The following is a 20072-nucleotide window of genomic DNA, read 5'->3' on the forward strand; positions in this document are numbered from 1 at the left end:
GAGAGTTTCAGCCTCATCGCCAGAGAGTGTGGATCTGGAGCGACGCGACGCGCCACCGTCGAGCGGCGATGGGGAACATCAATGTGGGCGGTACGCCGACACCAATGATCGCACGCTGGATGAGCGTCCGCCCGCTTGGGGGGAGCAAGCGTCTTCGTCTCCGTATCGACTGAAGACCCAGTGGCGCAAGCCAGCGTCGCTCCTGGCCGGCAAAGGGCGCCAGCACGGCGGCGGTCAACGCTATTGCCCCTGCGCATCCGTGCTGCGGAACAGCCCCCGCTTGGCGCGGGTAAACTGCGCGCGCCCGTCGCGCTGCCGGAGCCGCGATCGGCGGCGGAAGCGCTGATTAGCACGCTTACCCGATAATTAGAGCAAAGCCAATGGCTGACGCTGCAGCGTGCTGCCGATCCGCTGCTGATGTCCGCCGCGCTTGCCGAGCGTTCAGATCCTCGGGGCGTCCGCGATCGGCAGAAGTGGCGGACACCGCGCCGGCGGGGAGCCGCAGCCCCTGCCGGCGCCTGTGCGGCAGGAAATGGTGGCTGAGGTCACGCAGTGGATCTACCGCTCTCACAGTGAAGAGGGGGCATTCGTACAGATCCAGGCGACGAACGACGAAGGCGGGTATCGTCTGATCCCCTCAAGCCATCAGGTGCGGGATCGCCTGACGGCATATCTCCCGGGCGCGCCATCGGGCGTTCGCCTGATGAATGTCCCGACAACACCGCCGACGCTGCCGGAGGCGCCGACGTGAAGGCATTCCGGTTACGCAGACTGACACCCGCCGACGGCCACTGGCGTCAGCTACAAGCGGCTTGGAACGCCCTGGGCATAGCCGTCCGTTTGCGCAGTCCGCCCGAGGGCGTTTATCTGTCTATCGGTGACGAGTATTGGCGCGGGCTTATCGATCCGCGCCAATGGCTGACCTGGCACAGTCCGCAGCTGGCGACGTTGGCGCGCGAAGCCATAAGCGAACGCCAGATCCAGACGCTGATAGAGGCCATGCCCAAGCCTTTGTCTTTTGAGCCGCCGGTATTGTCCGGTCGGGCCCTTGAGATTGGTCCGCTTGTGCACTACCGGGCCGGTGACACCCCCTGCCTGTATCTGCCTGCGCGGGAATGCCCGGTCTGGCTGACGCACTTCAACGCGCCATTACCCAAGCTGCCCGCCGCCGGAGCGCCCTGCTTGTCCGGCGTACCTTTGGTCGTGGAATGGGTGATTGGCAGCAGTCTCCTTCCGGCGACGATGCGCGGCCAGCTGGCGTCTGGCGACGTCTTGCTTATCTCGCGAGTCACCCGCCAGGTGAAATGCCAAGGGCGACCGATCGGTTTTTATTTACAACAGGAAGGAAAGATCAGCATGAAGGCCAATGATAACGATGATGGCGCGCTGGTGGCCGGCCCTATTTCACGGTTGCCCGATTTTACTTCAGCCGCGGCCGGCGTTGCCGCTTCGTCCGGCAATGCGCACGCCGCCGGTCATTCCCACCACCTCTCCCATGCCGCAGCGGCGGGACATCCGCAGGTACGTGAGCGCCTTGCCGCCGCCGCGCCTGGGATACCGCAGCCGCCGGCGGGCCCTGGGTCCCTTGGCGGATCGGGTTCCGATGCCGGCGGCGAATGACCAATCCCGGCGGGGCGGCTCGCATTGGGCGACGATACGGCGGCGGATCCGCTGGCTAACCTGCCGCTAACGCTGGAGTTTATTTTGCAGCGCCGTTATTTGTCGCTAGGGGAAATCCAGCAATTTCGCCAGGGTAAAGTGCTGAAGCTGGATCCCGAGGGTGAAAAACATATCGAGATACGCGCCAACGGACATCTGCTGGCGCTCGGTGAACTGGTACAACTCGAAGATCGTCTCGGCGTAGAATTGATGGAGTTGTCGCTGGATAACCGTTATGATCGCTAATCTCGGCCTGCCCAACGACATGGGTCTTATCGGGATCCTGGCGCTGGCTACCCTATTGCCTTTTATCATTGCCTCCGGCACCTGCTATATCAAATTCTCCATTGTTTTCGTTATGGTGCGTAATGCCCTGGGCCTGCAGCAGGTACCTTCTAATCTTACTCTGAACGGTATCGCGCTGATGCTGGCGATGTTTATCATGGGGCCAATCGCCGGCGATGCCTATAATGCCTACCAGGCGCAGCCGGGGGCGTTGGGCAGCGCCGCCTCGGTGCTGGAATTTCTGGAAAACAGTATGGAGTCCTACCGGCATTATTTGCAGAAATACGCCGACCCGATCCTGACGGAATTCTTCGATCGGGCCCACGGTGGCGGCGCGCATGACGCCCCCGCGCCCGGTCATACGCCCTCCATGTTGGCGCTATTGCCCGCCTATGCGCCGAGTGAAATCAAGGACTCGTTCAGAATCGGCTTTTATCTGTACCTGCCCTTTGTGGTGGTGGACCTACTGATTTCCAGCGTTTTGCTGGCGCTTGGCATGATGATGATGAGCCCGATAACCCTGTCGGTGCCGATAAAATTGGTGTTGTTTGTCGTGCTCGACGGCTGGAAGCTGCTGTCTCAGGGGCTGGTGCTGCAGTATCTCGATATGGGCATCGGCGCAGATATCGCAGGAGGCCCGGGATGAACAATCTGTTGTTTGCCGGCAATAAGGCCCTGTATCTGGTGCTTATTATGGCGGCGGGGCCGATTGTTGTGGCGACGCTTGTGGGACTGCTGGTGGGGCTGTTTCAGACCGTGCTGCAACTGCAGGAGCAAACCCTGCCTTTCGGCATTAAGCTGCTGAGCGTCACGCTATGCCTTTTTTTGCTATCGGGCTGGTATGGCGAAATGCTGCTGCAGTTTGGCCATGAAGTGATAAGGCTGGCGTTAAGCCGCTCCTGACTGATGATCTTACCGCTGTGGTCTTCACTGTTTGAATGGCTGGTCACCCTGACGGTCGTGTCGGCGCGCATTACGCCGGTGTTTTTTCTGCTGCCGTTTTTTAGCGTCAGCGTGCTTAGCATCACCATCCGCACGCCGGTTATTTTTTTCATCGGTGCTGCCCTGTGGCCTTATTCCTACGACGCCATGGCGTCGCTCGACAGTGCGCGGATAATAAACATCCTGCTGCGCGAGGTAGCGATCGGTCTGCTATTGGCAATACTGCTGGCGCTGCCTTTTTGGATTATGCATGGGCTGGGAGCGCTGATTGACTATCAGCGCTGCGCTTTACTCAGCAGCGCCTATGATCCCATCAGCGGCGTCAATACTTCGGAACTGGCCAACCTGTTTAATCTGTTTTTTGCCGCCGTGTTCTTGCAAGGATGCGGTATGACCTTGTTACTTGAGGTTTTTCTTGGCAGTTATCAACTGTGCGATCCTCTGCAGCCTTGCCTGCCGTCGCTCGCCAGAGTGACAACGCTGTTACAGATGATGGCGACGCGTATTCTGGTTCTGTCGAGCCCGGTATTGGCGGCGCTGTTGCTCATTGAAATTTTGCTGGGCCTGCTTTTCCACTTCGCGCCGCAGATGAATGCCTTTGCCATCGCGTTGACGCTCAAAAGCGGCGTAACCTTCATCATCATTTTGATTTATTTTGCACCGCTGTTGCCGGAGATGTTTCGTCAATATTGGTGACGCCCTCCCAATTGGAACTCTGGCTCAGTAGCGGGCAACCGCCAGGGGGGGAATGTGAGTAATAAAACCGAGAAGCCGACGCCTAAGCGTCTGCGCGACGCCTCGAAAAAAGGGCAAACCTTCAAGTCCCGCGACGCTATCATTGCCTGCATGATGTTATGCGGCGTCAGCTGGTTAACCTCCTTCACCTCCCTTGACAGCCTGATGGAATTATATCGCCAATTAGTGGCTGGCAATTTCTCGTTATCGCTGACCGCCTACCGCAATGCGCTGGTGTTTATCGCGCTAAAAATGCTGTTGCCCGTCATAGCCATAGGGATTGTGGCGTCAGCGCTGCCGGTGTTGCTGCAAACCGGCTTCATGCTGGCGACTCGGGCGTTCAAGCTGAATTTTCAAGCACTTAACCCCACCCGCGGTATCAAGAAAATCTTCAGCCTGCGCACCGCGAAAGACGGTGTCAAAGCGATATTGTATCTGGCCGGTTTCGCCGTGGCGCTGGTGATAGTTTGGCGCAACCATCGGCAACTCTTGTTTGGGCAACTGTTTGCCAATCCGCAGGACATCGTGACCATTTGGCAACAATTACTAATGTCACTGGTACTTACCTGTCTGCTATGTGATCTTGCCCCGCCATCTCCGTACAGCTTTTGTATCTTAAGTTAACGAAGCCCACTGCCGCCGGTATTCTCTCGGAGAGTGATATCCCAGCGCGCTGTGCGGATGGTTTTCATTGTAATGCGTGAACGCTGCTGCAAGGTTTCGCAGGGCTGCTCACCGCTGTTGTGCAGGGCTCCAGATCCAGTTCTCTGGCGAACCTCTGTGTTTCATGCGCGGTATACGCTGAACCGTTGTCCGTCAACCACTGCACCGCTGTATCGGGTAACCTGTCGCCGAAGCGCTTTTCTACCGACATCAGCATCACATCCTGCACGGTCGAACTGTCGTAGCCTACAGTGCTCGCAGCCCAGTCTATGGCCTCTCTGTCGCAGCAGTCCAGTGCGAAGGTGACCCGCAGTTTTTCACCGTTGTCGCAGCCGAACTCGAAGCCATCTGAACACCAGCGCATATCGCTTTCTGCCACCGCGATCCTGCCCTTATGCTCACGCCTCGGCCGCTCTGGTTTTCAATGTAATAACAGCAGGTTATGCTCACACATGATCCTGTAAAGTCGTTTCGCATTTACCAGCGTCAGTCCATCTGCGCGACGTTGTTTACACAGGATGCCCCACACCCGCCGATAGCCGTAGCTGGGCATATCGCTGATGATGTCGAGGATGTCCGACAGTATTTCAGCGTCTGCTTCGTCATTACGCCGGTTACAGCGCCTGTCCTGCCAGTCGGCAGAACGCTTAATCCGCAGTGACAGCGGCGCACGCGACACGCTCATGGCGCGGCTGACCTGTGCTATTCCCCGGCCTTTGGCAACAAGGGCGCGTGCGCTATCCATTTTCGTGACTGGCCGTACTCCACGGCTTCTTTTAGGATCCCAGAAGGCGCTGGAGCTCCCGGACCTGCTTCAATGCAGCTGCAAGCTCAGAGGCAGGAACAACGTCCTCCCGGCAGTGAGGCTGCCTTCCTGATATTGCTTTTTCCACTTAAACAGCAGGCTGGGCTGGATACCGTGCAGTCGTGCGAGATGGAGACATTCATGCCGGGCTCCATCTCTGCTGAATAATGGCCATTTTTTCCTGAGGAGTTTTACGTTTACGGACTTCTTGACCTAACGGATCCCGGTCATATCAAATTGGCGTTAGTGTTAGACATATATTCAAGCCTATCTCTTATCTGGAGATACATCTACTGTCTGGTGTTTCAGGGGCTAAATCATTACCTGTATGCTATGTATTGTCTGCATACTGATACATTGATATCGTAGCCGATTATTTTTCTGCATCGGCGCGAAGCTTAAAATGGATAAGCAAGAGATTAAAGGGAGATGAAAGAGCAGGAAGGGGACCAGGAGATTAAAACATCGTCGTCGCGAAGCCCATATGGAGATCTTGTCCGAGCAGACCCAATCCGATATTAAAGGGTCGCAATTAATCATTGCGAACCCTACCCATCTGGCCGTGGGCATTTATCATAATCCTGACTTAACCCGTTGCGTTTATCTCGGTACTGGAACGCAATCAACGGGCGTTGGCCGTGCGCGCCTATGCGAAAAAAGTCGGCGTGCCGGTGATTGAAGATGTGAAGTTGGCCGGCGGATGATTTATCCCCCTGAAACACCAGACAGTAGCTGTATCTCCAGATAAGAGATAGGCTTGAATATATGTCTAACACTAACGCCATTTTGATATGACCGGGATCCTGTTAGGTCAAGAAGTCCGTAAACGTAAAACTCCTCAGGAAAAAATGGCCATTATTCAGCAGAGGATGGAGCCCGGCATGAATGTCTCCATCTCGCACGACTGCACGGTATCCAGCCAAGCCTGCTGTTTAAGTGGAAAAAGCAATATCAGGAAGGCAGCCTCACTGCCGGGAGGACGTTGTTCCTGCCTCTGAGCTTGCAGCTGCATTGAAGCAGGTCCGGGAGCTCCAGCGCCTTCTGGGATCCTAAAAGAAGCCGTGGAGTACGGCCAGTCACGAAAATGGATAGCGCACGCGCCCTTGTTGCCAAAGGCCGGGGAATAGCACAGGTCAGCCGCACCATGAGCGTGTCGCGTGCGCCGCTGTCACTGCGGATTAAGCGTTCTGCCGACTGGCAGGACAGGCGCTGTAACCGGCGTAATGACGAAGCAGACGCTGAAATACTGTCGGACATCCTCGACATCATCAGCGATATGCCCAGCTACGGCTATCGGCGGGTGTGGGCATCCTGTGTAAACAACGTCGCGCAGAGGGACTGACGCTGGTAAATGCGAAACGACTTTACAGGATCATGTGTGAGCATAACCTGCTGTTATTACATTGAAAACCATAGCGGCCGAGGCGTGAGCATAAGGGCAGGATCGCGGTGGCAGAAAGCGATATGCGCTGGTGTTCAGATGGCTTCGAGTTCGGCTGCGACAACGGTGAAAAACTGCGGGTCACGTTCGCACTGGACTGCTGCGACAGAGAGGCCATAGACTGGGCTGCGAGCACTGGAGGCTACGACAGTTCGACCGTGCAGGATGTGATGCTGATGTCGGTAGAAAAGCGCTTCGGCGACAGGTTACCCGATACAGCGGTGCAGTGGTTGACGGACAACGGTTCAGCGTATACCGCGCATGAAACCACAGAGGTTCGCCGAGAACTGGATCTGGAGCCCTGCACAACAGCGGTGAGCAGCCCTGCGAAACCTTGCAGCAGCGTTCACGCATTACAATGAAAACCATCCGCACAGCGCGCTGGGATATCACTCTCCGAGAGAATACCGGCGGCAGTGGGCTTCGTTAACTTAAGATACAAAAGCTGTCCGGAGATGGCAGGGCAAGATCAAGTTGGCCCGGCGGATATATCATACGCATCACCTCTATTCTTTTGTTAAGATTAACGAGTTGGATACGGTGCTCCGATTATTAAGCTGGCTGCAGGATGTGGAAAACGCCGGGCGTTATGATTATGAAAAAGAGAATGAAGAATAGAATTTCTTTTGCATAATAATTAAGTGTGTCATTTAACTCCTATTTTACTCTGATAATTTATCTTACTTGATATGGCTATTTTCAGGAGATAAAGATGACCGCTGATAATTATATTCAGAAAAAGAATATTGCTGAAACATTATGGAAGGTGGTGAATAGCGGCGCCGGGGAAAGAGCTATGTGCGAGATGCCTGAAGGGGGGCTGACGGAGCTTGCCGGCGGTGACGATAATGACGATCTTCATCAACAGCTGGAAAATGCGGCGGCCTTCTTCCGCTTTCTGTGTATTTACGACTGCCACAACCCTGACTATTATATAGGTCTCGGCGCGGTCTATCAGTTACAAAAGCAGTATCAGAAGGCGGCGGATATGTATGCGGTGGCGTTTTCAATGGCGAAGCATGATTACCGGCCTGTCTTTTATAGCGGGCAATGTAAAGCGCTTATGCACAAAAAAACAAGGCGAAGCGCTATTTTCAACTGGTTATTGATCATTGCCAGCAAAATGAATTGACCCTCTGGGCGCGCCATAGCCTCCATGAGCTGAATCATCCGGCGCAAGGGCAAGATAAGCATAACGCCAGCCTGGATGACTGCCCTTGATGGCAGGAATTGTTTCCGACGCCGAGGGGGAGGTGTCGCACCTTTCCATTGGCGATTGGAAGTTTATGCCTTAAGGACGATAACGGCGGTCAGGTGGGCAGTGAGGCCGCCTTAATTCCGGGACAGAATGGTAGCGCCATCGGGTTAACACCCGAGATTAATCTTGGTTCATGAAGATTGCCGCCAACGCGACAATATTATTGCGACAATGGCAAGGGGCTGGCGGGTAAATAATAAATTGCAGCGATGAACGCCTATCATGATTGGCGTATCATGCCGGCGAAAGTGATAATTTGTTATCTGCACGGTTGGCGGCTGGGGGCCATTGGCGCCGGCCTGGCCTTGCTGTTGTCGGCCGGATTATGGTGGCGAAAAAAACGGGCCGCGTCCTCGCCCACCCGCGAGATGAGCGATGAGTGTCGTGCCCCTTGATAGCGTCATGTACGATCCGCTGGCGTGGATCCATACGGCCCGTTTTGCGCTGCCCACCAGTCTGGACGGCATCGCGCAGCGCTCGATACTTAACGGTATGCTGATAAGCCTGTATGGGCTCAGCCTTGAGCGCCCGGCGTTGCCCGCCAAGTCCTTTGCCACGGCAGTTGGTCGAGGCATGGCATCTGCTACCGCAGACCGCGCTGCTGATGGCTTGTCAGCGCCATCTGGCGTCGCTCGCCAAAGGCGGATACGGCATCAGCTTACCTGATTGGTTAGGGCAATTTACCGCGTTGCCGCTGGTGGCGTCGCGTTCATCGCCGGCGGAAAACGTACCGCATCCGGCACAGCTGTTAGCGTGGGGGAAATATGAACTGCTGGCGTTTGCGGACGGTTTGCCCCGCAGCCTGTGTCAGCGTCTGGATTTGCTATTCCCGCCGGAAGAGGGCCGGGATAATGCTTCAAGATTATCCCGACCGTCCCCTTGTCGACTATTACTTAAACTTGCCTTTCAACATGCCAAGAGACATCCCGCTACGCCGGATGCCGCCGGTCTACGGCGGTATATTGATAAAACGTGAACACCTCCAACGCCAGCGTTGCGCGATGGATTTAGTCAAACAGGCCCGCCGCGAGGCGGTAAAATGCCTTAAACAAGCCGCAGAAGAGGCGGAGCAGCTGCGTAGTCAGGCCAGAAACGAAGGCTATCAGCAAGGGGTGTTGGCCGCGGCAGACACGGTGGCCGGCTTCTTCGCCGAACGCCAACAGCTAAGTTTGTCGCTGCAGCGCGAGGTTGAGGAGCACGCCAGTGCGCTGGTTATGGCTGCGTTATCCCACACCGATCTGCTGTTGCTGGAGGAGTGTCTGGCGCAACAGCCAGCGCCGTCAAGGCCGGAACCATTGGAGCTATGGGTGCCGACGGACAGCCGGGCCGCAGCGTTACGGCTAAAGCGACAAATAGGCGCACTGTGGAGCGGTAAATATGACATCATTACCCACGAGGGCGACAGTTTTATCATGAAGTATGGCGATCAGGTCGCGGAATTCGATGCTGGAGCGTTTATTGACGCGGCAACGCGCCAGCTGGCGTCTCGCCCTGATTATGACAGCCAGGCCCAACGCCTGAGTGGACAAGGGTTGCAGGCGCTGGCGGACCGGCTGACGCGGCATTTCGCCGGCGAGCCTGTTACGTCGATACTTGAACCTTAGAGTACAACCTCAGTCTGACGTCAGAGCGGCAGCAAGCTGAAAAAGCATAATGGGAGCAATGATGAATGGATCTTTACCTCAGCGCGGACGAAAGCGCCGCCTCGAGGTTGCCATCGCGCTGGCGGCGGCGCTGGCGCTAAGCGGCTGTGCCAGAGGCCAGGCCGACGACAATCCCGCACGCGCCTGGCTGGTAAGCGTGGCCGATCCCGGTTGCACGGGGGGCTCCGCCGTAACGAACCGACAGACGCCGCCGATATTGTATCGCGCGCTGGCCAGCTGTATTCGTGCCCAGCATTACCAGGACGGTGTATTGCTGTTCGCCCTGGCCGGCAGCTACAGTTGGTATGACGCGCTGCGGGTGGATAGCGATGAAGCGCGGGAAGCCCACAGCATGCTGCTGGCGGAGACCATGCAAAGCGTCGATAAGCGTCGGCGACAGGCATTTTGGATGGTGGTGAAGGCAACCCTCGCCGATAAGCAGGGGCGGCAGGCCATCTGCCAGCGCATCCAGGCAATAGGCAAACCGACCTATCTGCCCGACTACCTGTCCTCATTTGCCGCAGCCGGTGTCCTTACCAGACCGATGGACGATGAAGCGATGTGGAAGGCCGCGACGGCAGGTTATGTGCATTGTCCCACCGACATGCTGGTGATCCACTAATCGCCACGCTTCCGGCTATTTCTTCATCATAGCTTTCAGATTGGCAAACGGATTGTGGGTGGCTATTCCCACATCCTGCTGCGCATCTTCACCCGCCACCACCGTCGTGCCATACAGGCTTGCTTCGGTGTATTTTTCATGCTCATGGTCGTGACAATAAAGACACAACATCTCCCAATTGCTGCCGTCTTCGGGATTGTTGCCGTGGTCGTGATCAATATGATGCACCGTCAACTCGCGCAGGTTGGAGTAGGTAAACTCGCGGCTGCAGCGACCACAAACCCAGGGAAACAGTTTTAGCGCTTTTTCGCGATAGCCGTTTTCAAGCCGGGCATAATTCTTCGGAATAAAAGCCATAAATGACACGCTCTCTGCGCGGTAGTAAATCCAAAGGGAGTGTAGCCTAAATCCCGCTGCTGTCGCTATAGCCGTCTGGCGGCGACGGGGGGCCGCGCGTATTTCCACAGTCGCAACGTTGATGTTTAGGCAATGTTTAGCGCCGCGGCACTATGGTAGGAAAAAATTTATTAACCGAGTTGCATGAAAACAGATCGAATTATTCTGCTTGGCTGGTGTGCGGGCTATGCCATGTTATGGGCAGGCGTCACATTCCTGTTGGATCCTACCGTGCCTTATGATGCCATCGAGGCGGTAAATTGGGCGATGAATGCGGAGTTGGGTTCTCCTAAAAACCCGTGGCTGGTGGGTCTGGTCATGCGTCCGGCGCTGGGGCTGTCGGCTACCTGGTTAAGCTTTTACTGGTATGCGACGCATTTTTTGGCGGTAGCGGTGGGCATGTATGGCGTCTGGCAACTTGCCTGGCGCTTGAGCGGCGACCGTCGTCTGGCCTGGCTGGCGCTGCTGGCGCTAAACCTCAGCGGCGTTATCAATTTTGATATCATCTCGTTTAACGATAATTACCTGCTGGTAATGCTGTGGCCCTGGCTGTGGGTGTTTTTCCTGCGAGCAGCCTACGAGCGCCCCGGCTGGTGGCTGGCGTTTGCTTTGACGGGAGGTCTGGCCTGTATGGCAAAATACTCCAGCTTCTCTTTTATTTTCTCGGCCTGGATGTTGACGCTTTGGGTGCCGGCCATCCGCCGCTGTTATCGTCAGCCGATGTTCTATTCGACTATTCTGCTATGGCTGATGATCGTGGCGCCAAACGGCTGGTGGCTATGGCAAAACGACTTTGCCGCCTTCAAATGGGTGAATTCTCAAGTGACGCCCGGTTTGACGCTGCACGGACTAACATCGGCATTGACGGTGTTTTATCCGCTGGCGGTACTGGCCGCCATACTTGTCGGGCTAGGTGCCCGGCTGGGATGGCCTTGCGCCCCGCAGGCCCGGGCGGCGCTGGGGATGATGCTGATTCCGCTGGCACCTATCCTTATAGGATTCAGTCTGCATGACGGCGGTCGTATCACTGAATGGTTGCAGCCTTATATGATGCCCGCCACGGCGTTGATGATGGCCTGTGTTAGGCAACCGCCCACCCGACCGCTGGCGGGCGCGCTGAAGAAACTGTCGCTGTGCGCGCCGCTGGTGCTGGGGGGGTACAGCGCGGTGATGCTGTTAAACGTGCGCGGCGCCGGCGAAAAATTGGCGGGCATCAAGCCCTTCAGCCAGGAGGTTAGTGCGCGCTGGCAACAGCAGTATCACCAGCCGGTGCGCTTTGTCGGCGGTGATTACTTATCCCAGTGGCTAACGTTCTACATTGACGACCGTCCAGAGGTAATTACGCCTTGGTCGGTAAGCCAGCGGCCAAACATCTACTCCCGCACGGTGCGTGTGGAGAAGTTGCTGCGCGATGGCGTGGCGCTGGTGGGGCCGCGCGGCCAGAATTGCGGCGAAGCGGATTTCAGCGAACTGCTGGCGCCATGGCCGGCATTGTACGTGGGTTATCGCGTGGAGATCGCTTTCGTGCCCCATCCCGGCGCGTCCCCTATCCCGATTTGTCTTGCATTTGTGCCGCCTTCGACGCCGGAGTGATTCCGGCAGACGGCAGGCGTAGACAGCAGATGCAGACGGCAGAAGCCGACGCGGGCAGCAGACGGCGGATGCGGGCGCCAGATGGCAGGCGCAGACACCAGATGCAGACGGCTGGTGAAGCGGTCAGCGCCGCAACGGCGATCGGTGCAGGAACCGGCTAAAGCGTTCCGCGCCTTGCTCCATCTTTTCTATAGAGCTGGCAATACACCACCGCAGGCAGCCTTCGCCCGCGTCGCCGAATGCGCTGCCCGGCGCCAGCCCTACGCCGGCCTCCGCGACCAGCGCTTTGCAAAATGCCAGGCTGTCGTCCAGACCGCGCACGCGGAAAAACAAATACATGGCGCCCGCGGGCAGCGGCACCTCGATGTCCGCCAGCGTGCCGAGCCGCTGATAAAGATAATCGCGCGAGGCCTGAAAGCGGGCCACCGTTTCTTGGCGCACCGCCTCGCCCTGGTTGACGGCGACCAGGCCGGCTTTTTGCACAAAACCGGGGGCGCAGCTGCTGTTATATTCAATCAGCTTGCCCAGCTCATACATCAGCGCCGGCGGCGCGACCACCCAACCCAGACGCCAGCCGGTCATCAGCCAGCTTTTGGAAAAGCTATTAATCACCACCAGCCTGTCGTTGGGATCGGCGATATCCAGAAAGGAGGGTGCGCAACCCTCAGGCGGGCCGTCAAACACAATACGACTATAGACCTCATCAGAAACGATCCAAATACCGTGCCGGCGGCAGTGCGCCAGTATCACCGCCTGCTGCTGCGCCGACATAACCCAGCCGCTGGGGTTGTTGGGAGAATTGATCACCAGCGGCGTCAAAGCGTTTAACAACGTCTCCAGACAGAGATGCCAGCGAGCAATACCTTGCTCGTCCCGCCGCAGCTCCAGCGCCACTTCCTCAACCTGCGCACCGAGAATGCGCGGGATCTCCACCAGATTAGGCCATACCGGCGTCACCACCACCACCCGATCCCCCGGGCTATACAGCGCTTGGGCGGTCAGCATCAGCGCCGACACACCGGAAGAGGTCACCACCACCCGACTCGGGCTCACCGGCCGGTGCAATTGCGAAAGGGCGTTCGCCAGCACCTTCCTCAACGCCGGTTCGCCTAAATTCGGCGTATAAAAGGTGTCGCCGGCGGCTAACGCTGCCTGCGCCGCGGCGCAAATAAACGCCGGCGTCGGGAGGTCCGGATCGCTAAACCAGAACGGCAATACATCGTCGCGGCCGATGCCGGCGTTGGCGACGTCGCGAATCGCGGAGAAACGTAAATCGCGCACCGCTTCCCGGGCCAGGGCGGGATGACCGGGCTGTAAAGGAGTCTCTGACATTATAACGGCAGCCTTTTATCAGAAAGAGATATCCGCTGCGCCCACTACCCGCACGCTGTGGTGCCGCATGACAAACGCGGCAGCGCTTATGGCACGATAGCGGTGTTGCAGCCACAATGAACTATCAGAGTAACCGATACTCTCCCTCGCCAACAATAGGGTTCATTGCCGCCATCCGTGGACGCGCATGTCGCGACCACGGTCATTTTGCAACGCACCGACCCAAGCGCGCGGTGGGAAAACGGCATTGGATTTGCGTGCTTGTTTACTTTGCTTCTGAGATAGGAGGCAGTATGGCTGCCAAACAAAACGATAGCCTGGATGATGCCGCGATCGTCCGCCTGGCCCACGAGGCGCTCGCCGCCTATCCCTGGCTGACGCCGCGGCTGGTGGATCTGTTTTGCCGCTCCGAAAACGCCACGTTGCGCGTCATTGACCATCGCAATCAACGTTACGCGCTGCGCCTCCATCGACCGGATTACCACACATTGGCCGGTATCCGCAGTGAACTCTGTTGGCTGCAAGCGCTGCAGGCCGATGGAATTCCGGTACCGCAGGTCAGGCTGCCGCAGGATGACCAGTCTGTCGTCACGGTGCGCACCGCTGACGGCTCGCCGCGCTATGCGGTGCTGTTTGACTGGATTGACGGTGAGGTGTTGCAGAGCGATGTTAACCGCGTGCGCCATGCCGATTTCGTGGTGCTGGGCGAAATCACCGCGCGTCTGCACCAGCAGAGCCGGCAGTGGTTGCTGCCGGCCGGGTTCAGCCGCCTGACCTGGGACCATGACGCAATGGTCGGCGCGCAAGGACACTGTGGAAACTGGCGGGAGGTGCCCGGCTTACGGCCTGACGATTGCGTCCTTATCGAAAATTGCCTTCGCCTGACGGCGGACACCTTGCGAAATTATGGCAAACCCCCCGCGCGTTTTGGGCTTATCCACGCTGATTTACGGCTGACCAACGTTATGCGTTGTCAGGATGACACGCGGGTGATTGATTTCGACGACTGCGGATTCGGCTGGTATTTACACGACGTGGCGGCGGCAATAAGCTTTGTCGAACATCATCCCGTCGCGCCGGAATGGGTGGCGGGCTGGCTGGAAGGCTACCAGCGCCACTGCCCCCTAGGCGCAGAAGATTGGTCGGTATTTGCCGGCGCTTTTTATGCAGCGGCGTATCCAATTACTGGCGTGGGTAGGATCGCATGCCGATACCGAGCAGGCGCTCTCCCTCGGGCCGCAATGGGTCGATGAAACGCTGCGTCTCTGCCGCCGATATCGGGATAGCGCCGGGCTACCGATAGGCGCCGGCTGAGCCATGGCGACGAGGAAGGGTGGCAAGGAGCCCCGTCGTGACGTCGCTGTTCCGGGTTCCCGGCGTCAGGGGATGCCAGCGGCGCACGCTCATCACCGACGGTGGTACGTAACGCGTTTAATGAACCTGACGAAGGGTTAAAAAGGGTTAAAAAAATCTAAAAACGCACGTTCGTCAATATATGACCCTGGTTCGATTTAACGCCTGAGACGACGGGCCGGGAAGGGTGAGTTATGTTATCAAGTGATAAAGCGATTAATAGTAAGTAGACCAATCAATAAATGTAAATTAAATGAATTTATAGTATTTTAATAATCAAATCATTTTTTATGTGTAATGATTGATATCACCAATAAGTATTTAGAATTTACTTATTGTGAAGTCAGGGTTTCATATTTTAATGGCTTGTGGAGAATGTTACTTTTTTGTGCCGAAAGATAGATTTTCAGTGCAATGGTCATTACGCCTGAATTATCCCGTCATTGATTTATCCCCTGAAACACCAGACAGTAGCTGTATCTCCAGATAAGAGATAGGCTTGAATATATGTCTAACACTAACGCCAATTTTGATATGACCGGGATCCTGTTAGGTCAAGAAGTCCGTAAACGTAAAACTCCTCAGGAAAAAATGGCCATTATTCAGCAGAGGATGGAGCCCGGCATGAATGTCTCCCATCTCGCACGACTGCACGGTATCCAGCCCAGCCTGCTGTTTAAGTGGAAAAAGCAATATCAGGAAGGCAGCCTCACTGCCGGGAAGGACGTTGTTCCTGCCTCTGAGCTTGCAGCTGCATTGAAGCAGGTCCGGGAGCTCCAGCGCCTTCTGGGTAAGAAGACGATGGAGATTGAGATCCTAAAAGAAGCCGTGGAGTACGGCCAGTCACGAAAATGGATAGCGCACGCGCCCTTGTTGCCAAAGGCCGGGGAATAGCACAGGTCAGCCGCGCCATGAGCGTGTCGCGTGCGCCGCTGTCACTGCGGATTAAGCGTTCTGCCGACTGGCAGGACAGGCGCTGTAACCGGCGTAATGACGAAGCAGACGCTGAAATACTGTCGGACATCCTCGACATCATCAGCGATATGCCCAGCTACGGCTATCGGCGGGTGTGGGGCATCCTGCGTAAACAACGTCGCGCAGAGGGACTGCCGCCGGTAAATGCGAAACGACTTTACAGGATCATGTGTGAGCATAACCTGCTGTTATTACATTGAAAACCAGAGCGGCCGAGGCGTGAGCATAAGGGCAGGATCGCGGTGGCAGAAAGCGATATGCGCTGGTGTTCAGATGGCTTCGAGTTCGGCTGCGACAACGGTGAAAAACTGCGGGTCACGTTCGCACTGGACTGCTGCGACAGAGAGGCCATAGACTGGTCTGCGAGCACTGTAGGCTACGACAGTTCGACCGTGCAGGATGTGATGCTGAGGTCGGTAGAAAAGCGCTTCGGCGACAGGTTACCCGATACAGCGGTGCAGTGGTTGACGGACAACGGTTCAGCGTATACCGCGCATGAAACGCAGAGGTTCGCCAGAGAACTGGATCTGGAGCCCTGCACAACAGCGGTGAGCAGCCCGCAGAGCAATGGCATGGCCGAACGGTTCGTGAAGACGATGAAGGAAGACTATATCGAGTTCATGCCAAAACCGGATGCGAGAACAGCCCTGCGAAACCTTGCAGCAGCTTTCACGCATTACAATGAAAACCATCCGCACAGCGCGCTGGGATATCACTCTCCGAGAGAATACCGGCGGCAGCGGGCTTCGTTAACTTAAGATACAAAAGCTGTACGGAGATGGCGGGGCAAGATCAGAATTATCCCGTCATGCTTAATTATCGCTAATGAATCTGCCTGTAAAGGCGACCTGCCTGGCTTCATACCCATTACCCATCTGACTTAGGTCATACAGGTGCAACTTATCGTGCTTAAAAAATATATTATCAATGATATCATTGAATTTAACGCAGATGAATATGTCCTCGTCTATATCCACACCGGCGATGTGATACCGCTTACCTTGTCCGCCTCGCATTTGCTGGAGTATTTCGTCAACTACGGCGGCATAATTCTCACCCGCGAATCATTGCTTGAGAATGTGTGGAGTAAATACGGTCTCACCGCCTCCGGCAATAATCTTAATCAATACGTTAGCGTACTACGGCGCACGCTGGCGGGGCTTGGCATCAATAACTTTATCAATACCTTACCGAAGGTCGGATTCAAATTGAATCCGGCGATGACTATCACTCCGCCACCGGACGCGATAATGGGGCAACACACGCCGCTTAACGACCTTGAGAGGCTAGCCGATGCGGGTGAGCCTGCGCCGCCGCCTGTTGTCGGTCATCAGCCTGGGCCGAACCGCAATCATCAACGCCATTTAGCCCTGGGTGGGGGTCTGGCGTTGATGATGATACTTGGCGGGCTGAGCTATTCTTTTTGGTCGACCTCGGGCGCGGAGGCTGCCAACACGCTTACACTTCCCGCGTCAGGGAAATGCGAAATCACTTTCCTGCGCGATTTGCCTGCAGCCGCACGCGCCCGTAAGCTGCAAGAAGTGAATGCCATCATCAAGGAAAACCATAGGGTGTGTGATAAGGATAAACGTGTCTATTTCGTCAGCGAAAAAGATAATGACCCCGCCAGTTTTGGCCGCACCTTGCTTTCGCTATGTCACATCGGCGCTAAGCAGGAAAATATCAGCTGTGAGAATTTCTATTATTACAACCGGAAAATGTTATGAAGGTTAAACGTCTTATTTTGATTGCATTGGCGGTCGTCGTCGTCGCTAGCGGACTGTTACACGCTCTGGGCGCTGACGATGACCTTTTCAACCGAACGCCGCAGATTGATTGCAAAGCTTTCACGGTAAATAATCTTGATGACGATAATCAACGCATTAGATTTTCCCTCAATGTCCGTGCACGCTTATTCGGCAAGGGACAGGGAATATTGTACTATGAAGGGTATATAAATTATAACGGTAGTGATAGTTATTTCGCCCGCACGGTTTATCTTAGCCATGCGCAGCGGGTGGGGAAAGATGCCTACCGTTATCAAATCGACGATGTGGTTAAATCGCCACTAGACCAGACTCAGGAAGCCGTATTCGACGAATTTTGGAGCGAAAACACTGCCGACAAAAATGTGCTCCTGCTTTCAGTGTCACCGTTAACGCGTAATAGCTACCTTTTCAGCAGCGCCTTCTCTCCCCAGTTTACCTGCGTTGTGCAATAGACGCCGCCCCGTTGGCATGACCGGCAGGGGACAGGCCCGCTGGCGGATGACTTCAATTTGCACATGACAAAATCGGCACCCGCAGTCTCAACAGGCGTTTCTTTATATAAAGGTGACATAATCGAGCTGAGGCCGAAGGCACCTGCGCTAGCGCCAGGGCAGAGCAATCGCTCGCAGCGCATGCGATCAATCAGGCGGGGGCTGTCGTCACTGCAGGGCGGTACCTTGACTATCTAGACGAAGAGAGAAAGAGAAATCAGGCTACTGCGGTGTGCCTGAAAGAACAGTTCGGTCATAATACCCTCTTCGACAGTGTTTCCGACCCCTTCGGCGGGCCTAAACGGCAATCCGTTGACATATTTGATGACGATGCGGCCGGAACACGCGCTGTTAGGTCAAGCCTACCCCAAAGCGGGGCAGGTATGACACATATCGTGCTTGGTACAACAGGAAAAGACTATGACCTCGATAACGATTTATCACAACCCCGCCTGCGGCATGTCGCGCAAAACGCTTGCCTTGATCCGTGACAGCGGGATTGAACCCACCGTGATCCTCTATCTTGAACAACCGCCCAGCCGAACGCAGCTAAAAGAGATGCTCAGCGCCATGGGATTAAGCGCTCGTGAACTATTGCGTGCCAAGGAAGAGCCCTATCAACAAAAGGGGCTGGATGCGAGTCATCATAGCGAAGACTTTCTCATAGAAGCTATGCTTAAGGCGCCTATCCTGATTAATCGGCCAATCGTGGTCTCTTCGCTCGGCACCCGGCTATGCCGCCCTGCGGAAACCGTGCTGGAAATAATACCAGCGCCGCGTTAACAGACGTTATCGCTAAACGTGCGTTGCCGTCTGCTCGGTATCATCAGGGGCAGGCGCCGCGCGTGCTTAATAAAACGGCGGGGCAGCCGGCGTTAACAGACATTATCGCTAAACGTGCGTTGCCGTCTGCTCGTTATCATCAGGGGCAGGCGCCAACGCGTGCTTGATAAAACGGTGGGGCAGCCGGCGTTAACAGACATTATCGCTAAACCTTCGTTGCCTTCTGCTTGATATCATCAGGATCGGGCGCCGACGCGCGCTGGATAAAACGGCCGGGCAGCCGGCAATGCTTCAGGCAATGAGGGTTATTCTGCGGCGCCTCTTGGCGGGAGCAGGCGCGATGCTTTCTATTTATCGCCCGCGGCATGTGTTGAGGACAGCGCGCCTTTGCGTCACGCAAGCAAATCACAAGCGGCAAACGTTAGCGCTTATTACTATTTAAAACGGGATAAGTGTTATTTGCCTAACAGGCCATAGTCTCTCTCAGACACCTGTTACAAGTGATTAAAGAAAGGTAATAGCTAAACCCTGACTCCAGACTTTACTAAAGGCGTACGACGATTTGTTCCACGAATAAAGATGTTTATCCCGCTGTGTTTGCGGCGATAATTAACGTTGCGCGTGATAAAGAGTGAATTAATAAGCCTTATGGTAAGTATATTATTATGGGATAAATATTATTATCACTAAGACGTTAATCCTGTCTTATTGCGCGAAGCCAACGGGCACCGGCAACGCATTAGCTTATATTTTAGACGAATAATGGCCAGTATTTGAACTGGTTCGCATAACAATAAAGGGGGTATATAGGTCATATCCCGCCGACAAAGCGATAAAGGATAAGGGAGAGGGCGTTGCTTGGGACAACGTTGTTTAAGGAAAATATACAATAGGACTCCCTACCTGCTTCGACTGCTGCGCTAATGGTTAGCGCGCCAATGCCACCAGCGCGTTTTGGCAAATAACCGTGTTATTGGCGTAAGTGCTGTAGTGAAATAACGAAACCGCAACTTTTATAACATTTCCAAAACAATAAGCCATGAATAATAACGTCCATGCTGGGGCTAATACTCGAAAAGACCGCAGCCTCTGCCTCATGAGTACACACACGGTTACTCTTCAACGCTAAACGCCAACATTTTCGCCACGCTTTCTTAAGCGCTGATTACGCTTGCGGCCAGGGTACAGGCGTCATCAGCACCCTGTATGCCGGGCGTCAGGTGAAATTGGTCGTTTTTTTGCTTAAAAAATGATCATATCGGATGGATTAGTAATTTCGTCTAATGATGGAGCTGATATTGGCATAGTCGACTATAAAATAATGAAA

Annotated in this window: 18 protein-coding genes and 5 pseudogenes; 20 read left to right on the forward strand and 3 right to left on the reverse strand. The window is 55.4% G+C overall.

Going from position 1 to position 20072, the window contains the following annotated elements:
• Positions 1–532 precede the first annotated feature (532 nt).
• The 7 genes from JZM24_RS01525 to JZM24_RS01555 are packed head-to-tail and all read left to right on the forward strand — an operon-like array spanning position 533 to position 4245.
• Complete coding sequence (locus JZM24_RS01525; protein ID WP_215668329.1) at positions 533–751, forward strand: hypothetical protein; 219 nt, start codon at positions 533–535, stop codon at positions 749–751.
• The gene (locus JZM24_RS01530; protein ID WP_215668330.1) at positions 748–1620 is read left to right on the forward strand and encodes a hypothetical protein; all 873 of its coding nucleotides are present in this window, start codon (positions 748–750) and stop codon (positions 1618–1620) included. The genes JZM24_RS01525 and JZM24_RS01530 overlap by 4 nt, the downstream gene beginning before the upstream one ends.
• 24 nt (positions 1621–1644) lie before the next feature.
• Positions 1645–1905 (forward strand): FliM/FliN family flagellar motor switch protein, encoded by a 261-nt coding sequence (locus JZM24_RS01535; RefSeq protein ID WP_215668331.1) that lies wholly within the window; start codon positions 1645–1647, stop codon positions 1903–1905.
• 7 nt (positions 1906–1912) lie between these two features.
• Complete coding sequence (locus tag JZM24_RS01540) at positions 1913–2590, forward strand: EscR/YscR/HrcR family type III secretion system export apparatus protein (protein WP_246579970.1); 678 nt, start codon at positions 1913–1915, stop codon at positions 2588–2590.
• A complete protein-coding gene (locus tag JZM24_RS01545; RefSeq protein ID WP_215668333.1) occupies positions 2587–2847 on the forward strand; it encodes an EscS/YscS/HrcS family type III secretion system export apparatus protein in 261 nt (86 codons plus the stop codon). Before JZM24_RS01540 ends, JZM24_RS01545 begins: the two co-directional genes overlap by 4 nt.
• A 3-nt stretch (positions 2848–2850) precedes the next feature.
• Positions 2851–3582 (forward strand): type III secretion system export apparatus subunit SctT, encoded by a 732-nt coding sequence (gene sctT, locus JZM24_RS01550; protein WP_215668334.1) that lies wholly within the window; start codon positions 2851–2853, stop codon positions 3580–3582.
• A 54-nt stretch (positions 3583–3636) separates the two neighbouring features.
• On the forward strand, positions 3637–4245 hold the full coding sequence (locus JZM24_RS01555; RefSeq protein WP_312884873.1) for an EscU/YscU/HrcU family type III secretion system export apparatus switch protein: 609 nt from the start codon (positions 3637–3639) through the stop codon (positions 4243–4245).
• Here the strand turns inward: JZM24_RS01555 and JZM24_RS01560 are convergent.
• A pseudogene (locus JZM24_RS01560) lies at positions 4237–5264 on the reverse strand (IS3 family transposase). The gene JZM24_RS01555 and the pseudogene JZM24_RS01560 sit on opposite strands and share 9 nt — an antisense overlap.
• 141 nt (positions 5265–5405) lie before the next feature.
• Here JZM24_RS01560 and JZM24_RS01565 point away from each other — a divergent pair.
• The 7 genes and pseudogenes from JZM24_RS01565 to JZM24_RS01600 form a co-directional block, all read left to right on the forward strand.
• A pseudogene (locus JZM24_RS01565) lies at positions 5406–5784 on the forward strand (EscU/YscU/HrcU family type III secretion system export apparatus switch protein); the annotation flags it as partial.
• 96 nt (positions 5785–5880) lie between these two features.
• A pseudogene (locus tag JZM24_RS01570) lies at positions 5881–6965 on the forward strand (IS3 family transposase).
• Positions 6966–7242: 277 nt separating this feature from the next.
• A complete protein-coding gene (locus JZM24_RS19065; RefSeq protein WP_281418175.1) occupies positions 7243–7662 on the forward strand; it encodes a tetratricopeptide repeat protein in 420 nt (139 codons plus the stop codon).
• Positions 7663–7997: 335 nt separating this feature from the next.
• Positions 7998–8183 carry a hypothetical protein gene (locus JZM24_RS01580; protein WP_215670174.1) on the forward strand — a complete coding sequence of 62 codons (186 nt, stop codon included), beginning with the start codon at positions 7998–8000 and terminating at the stop codon, positions 8181–8183.
• A 113-nt stretch (positions 8184–8296) separates the two neighbouring features.
• On the forward strand, positions 8297–8764 hold the full coding sequence (locus JZM24_RS01590; RefSeq protein ID WP_220098803.1) for a type III secretion apparatus protein OrgA/MxiK: 468 nt from the start codon (positions 8297–8299) through the stop codon (positions 8762–8764).
• A gap of 25 nt (positions 8765–8789) precedes the next feature.
• Positions 8790–9392, forward strand: coding sequence for a hypothetical protein (locus JZM24_RS01595; RefSeq protein ID WP_215668337.1), 603 nt, complete (start codon positions 8790–8792; stop codon positions 9390–9392).
• 61 nt (positions 9393–9453) lie between these two features.
• On the forward strand, positions 9454–10053 hold the full coding sequence (locus tag JZM24_RS01600) for a hypothetical protein (protein WP_215668338.1): 600 nt from the start codon (positions 9454–9456) through the stop codon (positions 10051–10053).
• A 15-nt stretch (positions 10054–10068) separates the two neighbouring features.
• Here JZM24_RS01600 and yajD read toward each other — a convergent pair whose 3' ends face one another.
• Positions 10069–10410, reverse strand: coding sequence for a YajD family HNH nuclease (yajD, locus tag JZM24_RS01605; protein ID WP_215668339.1), 342 nt, complete (start codon positions 10408–10410; stop codon positions 10069–10071).
• A gap of 183 nt (positions 10411–10593) precedes the next feature.
• Here yajD and JZM24_RS01610 point away from each other — a divergent pair, with 183 nt between their 5' ends.
• Positions 10594–12042, forward strand: a complete 1449-nt coding sequence (locus tag JZM24_RS01610) for a glycosyltransferase family 39 protein (RefSeq protein ID WP_215668340.1) — start codon at positions 10594–10596, stop codon at positions 12040–12042.
• Between the two features lie 123 nt (positions 12043–12165).
• Here JZM24_RS01610 and JZM24_RS01615 read toward each other — a convergent pair whose 3' ends face one another.
• Positions 12166–13374, reverse strand: a complete 1209-nt coding sequence (locus tag JZM24_RS01615) for a pyridoxal phosphate-dependent aminotransferase (RefSeq protein WP_215668341.1) — start codon at positions 13372–13374, stop codon at positions 12166–12168.
• 293 nt (positions 13375–13667) lie between these two features.
• On the opposite strand from JZM24_RS01615, the pseudogene JZM24_RS01620 reads away from it, so the two are divergent.
• The 5 genes and pseudogenes from JZM24_RS01620 to arsC all read left to right on the forward strand — a co-directional run bounded on the left by JZM24_RS01620 (position 13668) and on the right by arsC (position 18745).
• Positions 13668–14688 (forward strand): annotated as a pseudogene (locus tag JZM24_RS01620) (phosphotransferase enzyme family protein).
• A 573-nt stretch (positions 14689–15261) separates the two neighbouring features.
• A pseudogene (locus tag JZM24_RS01625) lies at positions 15262–16460 on the forward strand (IS3 family transposase).
• Positions 16461–16607: 147 nt separating this feature from the next.
• Positions 16608–17429 (forward strand): winged helix-turn-helix domain-containing protein, encoded by an 822-nt coding sequence (locus tag JZM24_RS01630; RefSeq protein ID WP_215668342.1) that lies wholly within the window; start codon positions 16608–16610, stop codon positions 17427–17429.
• Positions 17426–17923 carry a FidL-like protein gene (locus JZM24_RS01635; RefSeq protein WP_215668343.1) on the forward strand — a complete coding sequence of 166 codons (498 nt, stop codon included), beginning with the start codon at positions 17426–17428 and terminating at the stop codon, positions 17921–17923. The genes JZM24_RS01630 and JZM24_RS01635 overlap by 4 nt, the downstream gene beginning before the upstream one ends.
• A gap of 459 nt (positions 17924–18382) precedes the next feature.
• Positions 18383–18745, forward strand: a complete 363-nt coding sequence (gene arsC, locus JZM24_RS01640; RefSeq protein ID WP_215668344.1) for an arsenate reductase (glutaredoxin) — start codon at positions 18383–18385, stop codon at positions 18743–18745.
• The last annotated feature ends 1327 nt before the right edge of the window (positions 18746–20072 follow it).

Source organism: Candidatus Sodalis endolongispinus (genome assembly GCF_018777395.1).
Classification (GTDB): Bacteria; Pseudomonadota; Gammaproteobacteria; order Enterobacterales; family Enterobacteriaceae; genus Sodalis_B; species Sodalis_B endolongispinus.

What these genes read in the sequence shown, in the direction of transcription:
- JZM24_RS01525 (WP_215668329.1), top strand. Translation starts at nt 533, where the DNA reads ATGGTGGCTGAGGTCACGCAGTGGATCTACCGCTCTCACAGTGAAGAG.
- JZM24_RS01545 (WP_215668333.1), top strand. Translation starts at nt 2,587, where the DNA reads ATGAACAATCTGTTGTTTGCCGGCAATAAGGCCCTGTATCTGGTGCTT.
- sctT (WP_215668334.1), top strand. Translation starts at nt 2,851, where the DNA reads ATGATCTTACCGCTGTGGTCTTCACTGTTTGAATGGCTGGTCACCCTG.
- JZM24_RS19065 (WP_281418175.1), top strand. Translation starts at nt 7,243, where the DNA reads ATGACCGCTGATAATTATATTCAGAAAAAGAATATTGCTGAAACATTA.
- JZM24_RS01580 (WP_215670174.1), top strand. Translation starts at nt 7,998, where the DNA reads ATGAACGCCTATCATGATTGGCGTATCATGCCGGCGAAAGTGATAATT.
- JZM24_RS01590 (WP_220098803.1), top strand. Translation starts at nt 8,297, where the DNA reads ATGGGCTCAGCCTTGAGCGCCCGGCGTTGCCCGCCAAGTCCTTTGCCA.
- JZM24_RS01595 (WP_215668337.1), top strand. Translation starts at nt 8,790, where the DNA reads ATGGATTTAGTCAAACAGGCCCGCCGCGAGGCGGTAAAATGCCTTAAA.
- JZM24_RS01600 (WP_215668338.1), top strand. Translation starts at nt 9,454, where the DNA reads ATGAATGGATCTTTACCTCAGCGCGGACGAAAGCGCCGCCTCGAGGTT.
- yajD (WP_215668339.1), bottom strand. Translation starts at nt 10,410, where the DNA reads ATGGCTTTTATTCCGAAGAATTATGCCCGGCTTGAAAACGGCTATCGC.
- JZM24_RS01610 (WP_215668340.1), top strand. Translation starts at nt 10,594, where the DNA reads ATGAAAACAGATCGAATTATTCTGCTTGGCTGGTGTGCGGGCTATGCC.
- JZM24_RS01615 (WP_215668341.1), bottom strand. Translation starts at nt 13,374, where the DNA reads ATGTCAGAGACTCCTTTACAGCCCGGTCATCCCGCCCTGGCCCGGGAA.
- JZM24_RS01635 (WP_215668343.1), top strand. Translation starts at nt 17,426, where the DNA reads ATGAAGGTTAAACGTCTTATTTTGATTGCATTGGCGGTCGTCGTCGTC.
- arsC (WP_215668344.1), top strand. Translation starts at nt 18,383, where the DNA reads ATGACCTCGATAACGATTTATCACAACCCCGCCTGCGGCATGTCGCGC.